The 11,382-nt window shown below is 32.7% G+C and carries 10 protein-coding genes and 1 pseudogene; 10 read left to right on the top strand and 1 reads right to left on the bottom strand.

Annotated features, from left to right (window positions below):
- The first annotated feature begins 336 nt into the window (after nt 1-336).
- The 8 genes from ACEW8E_RS02495 to ACEW8E_RS02460 all read left to right on the top strand — a co-directional run bounded on the left by ACEW8E_RS02495 (nt 337) and on the right by ACEW8E_RS02460 (nt 7,412).
- Complete coding sequence (locus tag ACEW8E_RS02495; RefSeq protein ID WP_373478760.1) at nt 337-1,572, top strand: RNA-guided endonuclease InsQ/TnpB family protein; 1,236 nt, start codon at nt 337-339, stop codon at nt 1,570-1,572.
- 98 nt (nt 1,573-1,670) lie between these two features.
- Nucleotides 1,671-2,189, top strand: coding sequence for an rRNA maturation RNase YbeY (gene ybeY, locus ACEW8E_RS02490; RefSeq protein ID WP_373478759.1), 519 nt, complete (start codon nt 1,671-1,673; stop codon nt 2,187-2,189).
- A gap of 91 nt (nt 2,190-2,280) precedes the next feature.
- Nucleotides 2,281-2,796 carry a diacylglycerol kinase family protein gene (locus tag ACEW8E_RS02485; protein ID WP_373478758.1) on the top strand — a complete coding sequence of 172 codons (516 nt, stop codon included), beginning with the start codon at nt 2,281-2,283 and terminating at the stop codon, nt 2,794-2,796.
- A gap of 22 nt (nt 2,797-2,818) precedes the next feature.
- Nucleotides 2,819-3,430, top strand: a complete 612-nt coding sequence (locus tag ACEW8E_RS02480; RefSeq protein WP_373478757.1) for an aminodeoxychorismate/anthranilate synthase component II — start codon at nt 2,819-2,821, stop codon at nt 3,428-3,430.
- 60 nt (nt 3,431-3,490) lie between these two features.
- Nucleotides 3,491-4,288: an MBL fold metallo-hydrolase gene (locus ACEW8E_RS02475; protein ID WP_373478756.1), complete on the top strand. Its 798-nt coding sequence runs from the start codon at nt 3,491-3,493 to the stop codon at nt 4,286-4,288.
- Between the two features lie 101 nt (nt 4,289-4,389).
- Nucleotides 4,390-5,727, top strand: coding sequence for a histidine phosphatase family protein (locus ACEW8E_RS02470; RefSeq protein WP_373478755.1), 1,338 nt, complete (start codon nt 4,390-4,392; stop codon nt 5,725-5,727).
- Between the two features lie 38 nt (nt 5,728-5,765).
- Nucleotides 5,766-6,722, top strand: coding sequence for a tRNA epoxyqueuosine(34) reductase QueG (gene queG / locus ACEW8E_RS02465; RefSeq protein ID WP_373478754.1), 957 nt, complete (start codon nt 5,766-5,768; stop codon nt 6,720-6,722).
- 60 nt (nt 6,723-6,782) lie between these two features.
- Complete coding sequence (locus ACEW8E_RS02460) at nt 6,783-7,412, top strand: HAD-IA family hydrolase (RefSeq protein WP_373478753.1); 630 nt, start codon at nt 6,783-6,785, stop codon at nt 7,410-7,412.
- Between the two features lie 135 nt (nt 7,413-7,547).
- Here the strand turns inward: ACEW8E_RS02460 and psbM are convergent, their stop codons facing one another.
- Nucleotides 7,548-7,652 carry a photosystem II reaction center protein PsbM gene (gene psbM / locus ACEW8E_RS02455; protein ID WP_373478752.1) on the bottom strand — a complete coding sequence of 35 codons (105 nt, stop codon included), beginning with the start codon at nt 7,650-7,652 and terminating at the stop codon, nt 7,548-7,550.
- A gap of 462 nt (nt 7,653-8,114) precedes the next feature.
- Between psbM and ACEW8E_RS02450 the strand changes: the two are divergent.
- Both ACEW8E_RS02450 and ACEW8E_RS02445 read left to right on the top strand, forming a co-directional pair.
- Nucleotides 8,115-9,077: pseudogene (locus tag ACEW8E_RS02450) on the top strand (transaldolase); the annotation flags it as partial.
- 51 nt (nt 9,078-9,128) lie between these two features.
- A complete protein-coding gene (locus ACEW8E_RS02445) occupies nt 9,129-10,838 on the top strand; it encodes an ABC transporter ATP-binding protein/permease (RefSeq protein ID WP_373478751.1) in 1,710 nt (569 codons plus the stop codon).
- Nucleotides 10,839-11,382: the final 544 nt, after the last annotated feature.

The following is an 11,382-nucleotide window of genomic DNA, read 5'->3' as shown; positions in this document are numbered from 1 at the left end:
CGTTAAAAATTAACTGGTGATGCTAGGGCAAAGGGCAAGGGGCAAAGGACAAAGGGATTAAAATTGACTCAAACTATACTAAAATTGATTTTTTGACTTTTGTTTATTAAGTATTTTTGATCTGATGCAAGATCTCAGTTTTAGCTTTCTACGGCGAGAAGCCCCACGCCGTAAACACAAAAAAGAAAACAACGTTTCGGCGTGGGACGGGGGTTTTAAAGAGCGGAAATAGTTCCGCTCACAGCCCCTCATGAATCGTCGTCCAGATTTATTTGCACAAATAAGAAATCTTATGTTATTATAAATCTAGGTTAAAAATCAAATTCACCTAAGACAATGATTAATCTCAACTACGAGTACCGCATATACCTAAAGTCATCACAGGAGGAAACCCTGTTACGGTGGCTTTTTGCGTGTCGGGGAGTTTATAATTATTGTCTGGCAGAAAGAAAAGATTGGATAAAATCGAGGAAGTCTCTTATTAATCAATGTTCGTTGGTTAATGAGTATATTATTCCTGCGGAAACGAAATATCCCGACTATTATTATCAGAAGCGACAACTAACGGAAGCCAAGAAAACAAATCCTGAATTAAAAGAAGTGCCTTCTCAGGTTCTTCAAGAAGTTGTAGGAAAAGTTGATAGAGCCTTCCGAGCTTTTCATAGTAGGGGCTATGGTTTTCCTCGTTTCCGCAAAAGGATTCGCTCGATGGTGTTTCCTCAGTTTAAGATTAATCCTATTGTTGGTAATCAAATCAAACTACCAAAAATAGGTGACATTGAGATAAACTTACATCGACCGATTCCAGAAGGATTTGTCGTGAAGCAAGTTCAAGTGGTGAACAAAGCATCAGGTTGGTATGTTATTTGTACAATCCAATCTGAGGGGAATATTCCCGATCCAATTCCAGATTTATCTTATTCTAGTCTAGGTATTGATTTGGGGTTTTCCAGCCTTATCACTACATCCAGAAATGAAATTATAGATAGACCTAAGTTTTTAATCAGCTTACAAAGCAAGTTGACATCACTGCAACGGGAGCTAAAAGACAAAGTAAAGGGGTCTAATAATTGGAAAAAAGCCTGTAAGAAAATTGCACAGTTACACGAGTATATCCATAGAGTCAGGAAAGATTATCACTTCAAACTCAGTCATTATCTATGTGATCAAGCCAAAATGATTTTCATTGAAGCCATAGACTTTAAGTCATGGGGACGGGGGATGTTGCGTAAGCATTCCCTAGATTTTGCCTTTGGTGCTTTTGTGGAAATTTTGACTCTAGTGGCAAAAAAGAGAGACGTATGTCTTCTCAAAGTAGATAAAGATTATACGTCTCAAACTTGCCCAAATTGCAATACTCTTACAGGAAAGAAAGATTTAAAAGAACGAATCCATAATTGTCCTGAATGCGATTTTACGATCGACAGAGATGTCGCCGCCGCTATGATAATAGAACAACGTGGATTACTAGCCGTTGGGCAAACGGTGTCGAAGTCTGTGGAGGAAAATGGTATCGGGGCTGTAGAGAAATCGACAGCTAGAGCCATCCTAAGAAGCAGAAAAGCCAAGTAGTGATATTTGGAAACCCACGTCTGTACCGTAGGGAGGGCGTTGGAGTGTCACCCTTTGAGAATGTTTTAATTAACTCTGTGTGTGAGAAAATCTTAATCATGAAAAAATATGAATTAGAGCTTTATGTAGAAGATTTATTTTTTAGTCAAAATAAGCAAAAATCACCCATAAGTGAATTAAATTGGCAGGAATACTATATAAAATGGTTAAATATTCTTGAATTAGATTTAAGTCAAGATAAAACTTATGAAATAAGCCTTTTACTTACGGATGATAAAGAAATTAAGGCTTTAAATGAGCAATTTCGTCATAAAAATCAACCGACGGATGTGTTAACTTTTGCCGCTTTAGAAGCGGATTTTCCCGACAATGATTTTCTGGATACCATTTCATTAGGTGATGTCATCATTTCAGTAGAAACGGCAGAAAAACAAGCAAAGTTACAAGAACATTCTTTAAAAACTGAACTAATATGGTTAGCAAGTCATGGTTTTTTACATCTTTTAGGATGGGATCATCCTGATGATGATTCTTTATTAGAAATGCTTACCCAACAAAAATTTTTACTTAATTCTGTGGGGATTGAATCCCCGATTATTGATGATTTTTTTGTTTAAATTTTGAAAAAAATGCCAAAAATTTGTTAATTAGTGGTAAAGAATTGAAGATAGCCTTATACTTAGGAATCGATCATAACTATTTAATAAAATGCGTAAATTTGAGATAATCGGGAATCAAAAATCAGCTATTTCTGATGATGTAGAAGAAAAATTCTTAAAATCAGGAGAAAGATTTAATTTTCTAGGAAAAAATCATTCCCATAAAAAAGAAAAACGAAATTTAGCATGGAAAGTAGCACCTGATTTATTTGCTAGTTTTAAATATGCTTGGGGAGGAATTGTCTATGCTTTTGCTACTCAGCGTAACTTTAGAATTCATACGGTTATAGCTTCTTTGGCTATAACTCTGGGTTTTTATCTCCATGCCACCACAGTGGAAATGGCGATTATTTCCTTAACTTGTGCTACGGTGATGGTGCTAGAATTACTAAATACCGCTATTGAGTCTGTAGTAGATCTTACTGTAAAACAAACTTATCATGAATTAGCGAAAATTGCCAAAGATTGTGCTGCTGGTGCAGTTTTAGTGTCAGCAATAGCAGCGATATTAGTAGCAGGTTTTATTTTGTTACCTCATGCTATAGACTTAATAATCTCATTCTAAATTGATCAGAGGAGAAAGCAGATTGATTCTGGTTATTGACAACTACGACAGTTTTACATATAATATCGTTCAATACTTAGGGGAATTAAGTAGTAAATATTCCGTTGCTGAGGAAATCAAAGTATATCGCAATGATCAAATCACCGTAACAGAGATAATAAATCTTAATCCTGATGGTATCGTTATTTCTCCAGGTCCTGGAAATCCTGATTCTGCGGGAATTTGCTTAGAATTAGTGCAAAAATTAGGTCAAAATTATCCTATATTAGGAGTGTGTTTAGGACATCAAACTATCGGACAAGCCTATGGTGGTAAAATCGTTTGTGCGCCTAGCCTTATGCACGGTAAAACATCTTTTATTAATCATAATAACACAGGGATTTTTCACAACATTAAAACTCCTTTTGCAGCAACTCGCTATCACAGTCTAGTCATCGATAAAAATACGATACCATTGATGTTAGAAATTACTGCTTGGACTGATGACGGAGTTATTATGGGGGTAAGACATAAAGAATATCCTTTTGTGGAAGGGGTACAATTTCATCCTGAGAGTATTTTAACGGATTCTGGTTTACAATTATTACGGAATTTTCTCGAAAATGTCAGTTTAAAAATGAAGAATGAAGAATAAAAAATTTATTTATTTTGATTTTTTCGTTTAATTACTCATTACCAATTACTAATTATCTCTATGCTTAATCGTCGTAACTGGATTCGTTTAACAGGTTATGGAGTTTTAACAACTGTTTTAACTGCTAAATATTACCCTGAAAAAGCTATAGCTCAAAATAGTTCTCAAGGTGTTACCATTGACTGGTTAGGTCATAGTGCTTTTGTATTTGCGAATATTCAAGCAAGAATATTGGTAAATCCTTTTACTCCTTTAGGTTGTACAGCAAAATATTCCCCGCCGAAGCCACAAGTTGATATAGTTATGATCAGTAGTCGTTTATTAGATGAAGGATCTGCTTCTGGTTTACCGGATAACCCTCAATTAATGGTAGAATCTGGAGTCTATAATGTCAAAAATATTGAATTTCAAGGTATAAAAACCCTTCATGATCGAGAAAAAGGGCGCAGATTTGGAGATAATATAGTGTGGAAGTGGACTCAAGGAGGACTTAAAATATTACATTTAGGTGGTATTGCCTCACCTATCAATATAGAACAAAAAATCTTGATGGGTACTCCTGACATTGTTTTTATCCCTGTTGGCGGAGGTAGCAAAGTCTATGATGCACAAGAAGCTATGGAGGCAATAAAAGTACTTAATCCGAAAATGGTTATTCCGACTCAATATTTAACTAATGCCACAGAAGCTAATAGTTGTGAGTTGCAGGGAGTACAAAAATTCGTAGATTTAGCGAAAGAAAACGACATGAATATTAAAATTATTCAAGGTAATCGTGTTACGGTTAAACCTCAAGATTTACCGCCTCAAGGTACACTTATTAGAGTTTTTGATGGTAGTAATCTAATCAAAAATTGAGTAAGAATATCCTCAATTCAGCTATAATAACCACTGATAAAACTGAGAATATATTTTAACCTATTCTTAAGGCACACCTACTATATTAAATAAATATTATAATGACTACTCGTGTAATTATAGTTCGTCATGGTCAAAGTAGTTACAATGCACAAAGAATGATACAAGGGCGTTGTAATGAGTCAATAATCACCGAAAAAGGTGAAAAACAAGCGAATTTGTTAGGAAAAGCCTTAAGTAATGTCAAAATTGATGGTTTTTATTGTAGCCCATTACAAAGAGCGCATAAAACAGCTCAAATTATTCAAGAATTAAATCAACATAATCCTACTCTCATCATTGCTGAAAAATTACGAGAAATTAATTTATCTTTATGGGAAAAATGGAAGAAAGAAGATGTAAAAAGAGAATATCCTCAAGAATATAAGCAATGGAAAGAAAAACCTCATGAATTGAAAATGATGGTTGATGGTGAGGAATTTTACCCTGTTTTAGACTTATACCGTCAAGCACAAGAATTTTGGCAAGAAATTATCCCTCAACATCAAAACGAAACTATCCTCATTACGGCTCATAATGGTATTAATCGCTGTTTACTTCTGACGGCGTTAGGAATGGAAGCAAGTCACTATCATAGTATCCAACAATCTAACTGCTGTATCAATGTGCTTAATTTTAGCGGAAATTATGGACAACCTGTACAATTAGAATCTCTTAATCAAACTTCTCATTTGGGGATGCCTTTACCAGATTATCGCCCTGAGCAACAACAAGGATTAAGATTATTATTAGTGCGTCATGGTGAAACGGAATGGAATCGGATGTCAAGATTTCAGGGAGTAAAAGATATTCCTTTAAATGATAATGGCAGACAACAAGCACAAAAAGCCGCCGATTTTCTTAAAGATATTCCTCTTGATTTTGCGGTAACTAGCCCATTATTGCGCCCAAAAGAAACAGCAGAAATAATATTAACAAATCATCCTAATATTACTTTAACTACCAAGAAAGATTTAGAAGAAATTTCTCATGGTTTATGGGAAGGTAAATTAGAAAAAGAAATTGAAGCGCAATATCCCGGTTTATTAAATCAGTGGAAAGAAAAACCCGAAACTGTACAAATGCCTGAAGGTGAAAATTTAGATGATGTTTGGCAACGAGCAATCAATTCTTGGCAAGAAATCGTCAAAGAAAACTTAGAAGATGGCAAAATGAAAACTGGTTTAGTAACTGCTCATGATGCTATTAATAAGGTAATTATCTGTTATTTACTAGGTTTAAAACCTGCTAATTTTTGGAATATTAAACAGGGTAATGGTGCGGTGACGGTTATCGATTATCACAATGGTTTGGATGGTATGCCTATTTTACAAGCTATTAATTTAACCAGTCATTTAAGTGGTGGTGTTTTCGATCAAACTGCAACAGGAGCACTATAACTAATGAGTAATGAGTAATGAGTAATGAGTAATGAGTAATGAGTAATGAAAAAAAATTATCCGTTTCAAGTGAAGAAATAAAACAAGAAGCCTTGAAAATTGGATTTCATCGAGTAGGAATTGCCTCTATTACCGCTAATTTAGCTAAACAAGCAGAAAATAAACAACGTCTTCAAACATGGCTAAATAAAGGTTATCAGGCAGAAATGACATGGATGAGTAATTCTAAACGTCAAAATATTCAAGAATGTGGAGAAGATTTTAAGTCAGTTATTTCTGTGGCTCTAAATTACTATACTCCGATTCAACGTTCTGATGAAACAAATATCGCTAAAATTTCTCGTTATGGTTGGGGAAGAGACTATCATCGAATTATCACCAAAAAACTTAAACTTTTAAGTAATTGGTTAATGGCAAAAAATGACCAAATTAAGGTAAGATATTATGTAGATACTGGACCTATTCAAGATAAATTTTGGGCAGAAGAAGCAGGAATTGGTTGGGTTGCAAAAAATGGTAATGTAATTACAAAAGATTATGGTAGTTGGGTATTTTTAGGGGAAATTTTAACTAATCTTGAACTTACCACAGATAAACCTCATACTAATCATTGTGGTACTTGTACAAGGTGTTTAGATGCTTGTCCTACTCAGGCTATTACTGAACCTTTTGTGGTTAATGCTAATCTTTGTATAGCTTATCATACTATCGAAAATCGTGAACCAAATTTACCTGAAGAAATTGCTTCTAAGTTAAATGGTTGGGTGGCAGGTTGTGATATTTGTCAAGATGTTTGCCCTTGGAATCAACGATTTGCTAAAGTAACAGATATACCAGATTTTTTTCCTTATGAGGCTAATGTTAACCCTAAATTAACCGAATTAGCACAAATGACGGAAACTGAATGGGATAAACGTTTTCAAGGTTCTGCATTACGTCGGATTAAACCTGAAATGTGGCGAAGAAATGCTCAGTTACAAATTGAAAAGTATTAAAATACGAGTTTTAGTTTCTTTTTTTTATGGTTAAAGTTTGTTGAGAAAATAAGGTTTTACATGGTCAAAAAATTGTTTATATTTGATTTTGATGGTACTCTTGCTGATAGTCGTATGACTTTGGTTAAAATTGCCAATGAATTGGCAGAAGAATTTGGTTATGATCCAGTTACAGAAGATGAGATAATTCGGTTAAGTAATTTAAGTTCAAGGGATGTTTTTTTACAATCTCCCATTCCTCCTTATAAAATACCATTTTTATTAAGAAGAGTTAAAAAAGAACTTAATCAACACGTTGCAAATCTTAAGCCATTTGGGGGAATAAATGAGGCTTTAAGTAATCTTAAACATCAAGGTTTTAACTTGGGAATTGTTACTTCTAATATGGAGAATAATGTCTTAGAATTTCTTAAAAATAACAAATTAGAGCATTATTTTGATTTTGTTTATTCAGCTAATACTATATTTGGTAAAAATAGAACTATTAATAAACTAATTAAAAAACATAAATTATTGATTGATGAAATTGTTTATGTTGGAGATGAAACCCGTGATATTGAAGCGGCTAAAAAAAGTAAAATAAAAGTAATTGCGGTTACTTGGGGATTTAATTCTGCTCATGTTTTAAATCAATATAAACCTGATTTTTTAATTCATCAACCTCAACAATTAATCGAAATTTTTAAGTAAATAAGGATTTAAAACTAGGGGTTTTGCTGATAGCAACACAGAAAATCTTGACTGATTTAATTCCTAGTAATAAACCCTTATTTTTAGATAATAATATTAATAATTGATTATCTGATTTTTTCTTAAATATGTTTATTAAGCCTCGTTTTTTCCCGTTTGAATATACAAAATTACGAGAAAAACCGTAGGTACAAGTACAAACATAAGAGTAGCAACAAAGCCTAAATCGTTAACTTGCATTTTTTTATTGATTTTCAGAACTTAACTGACAATCACTAGAATATCATAATTTCGCAATTTAATTGGTAATAATATTGAATCTTAATAAGATATAAATATTTGTAAACTTTTATTGACAAATTTAACTATTAATTTTTTTTGATTGATAATCGTTAATTAGGGTTTGCTGTTGAGAGTTAAAAGCTATAATAGTTAAAATTTTAGACATAATACAACAAAAAAAAGCACACAGTTTTGAAAATTTTTATTCAAAAACTCAACATTTTTGATACTATTCTGTCAATAAAACATTTTTGTAATTATTATCAATGCTAAGATTGAGAGCTTGATTTAAAGTATTACTCCTAACTCCTTTTATAGTAATTAATCAAATTTAACTTTTATTTCTTTTTTTTGTGACTATCATTGAAAATAAAGACACCTGTTTACGTCTTGAGTTAAATTTGACAAAAATATTGAAAAATGACTAATTTACTAGAACAACTAAAAGAATATACCATCGTGGTAGCAGATACGGGTGAAATCGAAGCCATAGAAACTTTTACTCCTAGGGATACCACTACAAACCCTTCTTTAATAACTGCCGCCGCACAAATGCCAGAATATCAAAGTATTGTTGATGATACTTTAAAACAAGCTAGGGAGGAATTAGGAGAAAAAGCAGATACCGATAGTATAGTAAAACTGGCTATTGACTGGTTAGCGGTTGCTTTCGGGAGACAAATATTAAATATTGTGCCGGGTAGAGTTTCTACAGAAGTTGATGCCCGTTTATCCTATGATAGTGAAGCTACTATTAATAAAGCTCGTTATTTAATCTCTCAATACGAAAAAGTAGGCATCAATAAAGAGCGTATCTTAATCAAAATCGCCGCAACATGGGAAGGTATCAAAGCGGCTGAAATTCTGGAAAAAGAAGATATCCACTGTAACTTAACTTTGTTATTTGGTTTTCATCAAGCGGTTGCTTGTGCGGAGGCGAAAGTAACTCTTATTTCTCCTTTTGTCGGTAGAATTCTTGACTGGTATAAGAAAACCACTGGTAAAGATTATATAGGTGCAGAAGATCCGGGAGTACAATCCGTTACTCAAATTTATAATTATTATAAAAAATTCGGTTACAAAACTGAGGTAATGGGTGCAAGTTTCCGTAATATTAGCGAAATTATTGAGTTGGCAGGTTGTGATTTGTTAACTATTTCCCCTAAACTATTAGAACAATTAACCAATACACAGGGAGATTTACCCCGTAAATTATGCCCAGAAACGGCGTTAACCCTCGATATTGAGCAAATTACCGTCGATAAGGCAACTTTTGAGAAAATGCACTCAGAAGATAAAATGGCATCGGAAAAACTAGAAGAAGGTATCATCGGATTTACCAAAGCCTTAGAAACCCTTGAGCAACTTTTAGCTTCTCGTTTATAGATATTGATAATAAGTAATAGGTAATAAACAAATAATAGATAATTATATATGCGTGGTTTAAATTTTCGTGTTTTTAGTCGATTTTGGGCGATCGCCAAATTATATTGGTTAGGAAATGAAAAAAAAGGGGCATTAATTCTACTAGGAATATTAGGATTATTATTAGTAGGTTATACTCAATTAAGTGTGTTATTAAATACTGCTCAAGGAGGTTTAATTTCCACTTTAGCGGCAAAAGATGCAGAAAAATTTTGGCAAACTGTTTTAAGATTTTTGTTAATTTTAGTAGTTTATGTACCTTTATTTGCAGGTTTTTCTTATACTCAAAGTAAGTTAGGATTATATTGGCGAAGATGGTTAACAGAAAACTTTTTAACGAAGTATTTTACTAATAGATCTTTCTATCAATTAGCGGCAAAAAATATTGATATTGACAACCCAGATCAACGAATTTCAGAGGATATTAGAAGTTTTACTCAAGACTCTTTATTATTTTTATTAGTAGTTGTACAATCAGTTTTACAAATAGTAGCTTTTAGTGCTGTTTTGTGGTCAATTTCTCAAGAATTAGTCATCTTTTTATTAGTTTATGCCATAATAGGAACGTTCATAACTACGGGAGTTTTTGGCAAAAAATTAGTTACTTTAAACTTTGGACAATTGCAAAAAGAAGCTAACTTTCGTTTCGGTTTAATAAGGGTAAGAGAAAACTCTGAATCTATTGCTTTTTATCAAGGAGAAACCCAAGAAAAGAATAACTTAAACAACTTATTTACTGATTTATTTAACAACTTTAATTCGTTAATTGTTTGGCAAGAATTATATTTAGGATTATTTGTTAATACTTTTGAATTTTTACCCTATGTTATTCCAGCAATTTTAGTTGCACCTAGTGTTTTATCAGGAGAATTAGAAGTAGGAAAAGTGAGTGAAGCTACGGGAGCATTTGCGAGGGTATTTTTCTCTTTAAATATTATTGTTAGTCGTTTTCAATCTTTAACAAATTTTGCTGCTGGAATTAGTCGTTTATCGAGTTTTTATCAATTTTTATCTCCCGAAGAAAAAGGCGATTTATTAACTAAAAATAATCTTGAAAATCGCACTATTGATACTATTGAAAATGGACATTTAGCCATCGAACATTTAACCTTACAAACTCCTAATTATCAAAACACATTAATAGAAGATGTGAGTTTAAATTTACCTCAAGGAAAAGGTTTATTAATTATGGGTACAAGTGGTTGCGGTAAGAGTTCATTATTACGCGCCATTGCAGGTTTATGGGATTCAGGCACGGGGGCAATTTTTCGCCCAGAATTAAACAAAATGCTCTTTTTACCTCAACGCCCTTACATGGTTATAGGTACATTAAGAGAACAATTAATTTATCCTAGTCTCGAAAAACAAATTACAGAAGAGGAATTACAAAATATCTTAAATTTAGTCAATTTACCCCATTTAAGCGATAAATTTGGCGGTTTTGAGGTAGAAAAAGACTGGGGTGAGGTGTTATCTTTAGGTGAGCAACAAAGAGTCGCTTTTGCTCGTGTTTTAATTAATCAACCACAATATGCCATTCTCGATGAGGCAACAAGTGCATTAGATGCCAAAAATGAAGCGAATTTATATCAACATCTTTTAGAAACCAACACGACTTTTATAAGTGTCGGCCATCGTGACAGTTTGAAGACTTATCACCAAATTTTACTACAAATATCTGATGATAAATCATGGGAAGTTTTTACCATTAATGATTAGAAATTAGTAGAAAATAATTAACAATTAACATTAAAGATTTATTTTTTTTGTGATAAATGATTTTAAATTAAATATAAAAATACCACAATAATAAGTTATGAAAGAAAAAATCAATAAAAATATCAAGTAAAGAAAACAAATAATGAAGTAATTATTATCACTACTTAATAAGTTGAATACAGGTTTAATTAATATAATGCTTAAAACACTTAATACCATACCATGAACTAAGTATGCCTCATAACTAGCGTTACTAATCAAATCGAGATAAATCAAACTTCTTCTTTTAAAGACATAATCAATAAAAAACATGAGGTTTAAAGAAAGAATAAATATTCCAACACCAATTAAAGCATCAGAAATAAAAATCCCTACAGGAATATTATGATCATAAAAAGTTAGGCGTTGCTGAATTAAAGTATGATTTTTAGATAAGGTGATGCCGAAGGCACGCTACGCGCACGTATCTTTATTACTCTCTTAAATTATCACAGAGGCGTGCTGTGTACCAGAGCCGACGAGCGATCGCTCGTAACTTGTGTAA

This window comes from Geminocystis sp. (assembly GCF_041753295.1).
In the GTDB taxonomy this organism is placed as follows: domain Bacteria; phylum Cyanobacteriota; class Cyanobacteriia; order Cyanobacteriales; family Cyanobacteriaceae; genus Geminocystis.
The sequence above is the reverse complement of the archived record's forward strand: the minus strand, read 5'-3'. Positions and strand labels throughout refer to the sequence as shown.

Coding starts and splice junctions, on each gene's coding strand:
- ACEW8E_RS02495 (WP_373478760.1), top strand. CDS start 337: ATGATTAATCTCAACTACGAGTACCGCATATACCTAAAGTCATCACAG.
- ybeY (WP_373478759.1), top strand. CDS start 1,671: ATGAAAAAATATGAATTAGAGCTTTATGTAGAAGATTTATTTTTTAGT.
- ACEW8E_RS02485 (WP_373478758.1), top strand. CDS start 2,281: ATGCGTAAATTTGAGATAATCGGGAATCAAAAATCAGCTATTTCTGAT.
- ACEW8E_RS02475 (WP_373478756.1), top strand. CDS start 3,491: ATGCTTAATCGTCGTAACTGGATTCGTTTAACAGGTTATGGAGTTTTA.
- ACEW8E_RS02470 (WP_373478755.1), top strand. CDS start 4,390: ATGACTACTCGTGTAATTATAGTTCGTCATGGTCAAAGTAGTTACAAT.
- queG (WP_373478754.1), top strand. CDS start 5,766: ATGAGTAATGAAAAAAAATTATCCGTTTCAAGTGAAGAAATAAAACAA.
- ACEW8E_RS02460 (WP_373478753.1), top strand. CDS start 6,783: ATGGTCAAAAAATTGTTTATATTTGATTTTGATGGTACTCTTGCTGAT.
- psbM (WP_373478752.1), bottom strand. CDS start 7,652: ATGCAAGTTAACGATTTAGGCTTTGTTGCTACTCTTATGTTTGTACTT.
- ACEW8E_RS02445 (WP_373478751.1), top strand. CDS start 9,129: ATGCGTGGTTTAAATTTTCGTGTTTTTAGTCGATTTTGGGCGATCGCC.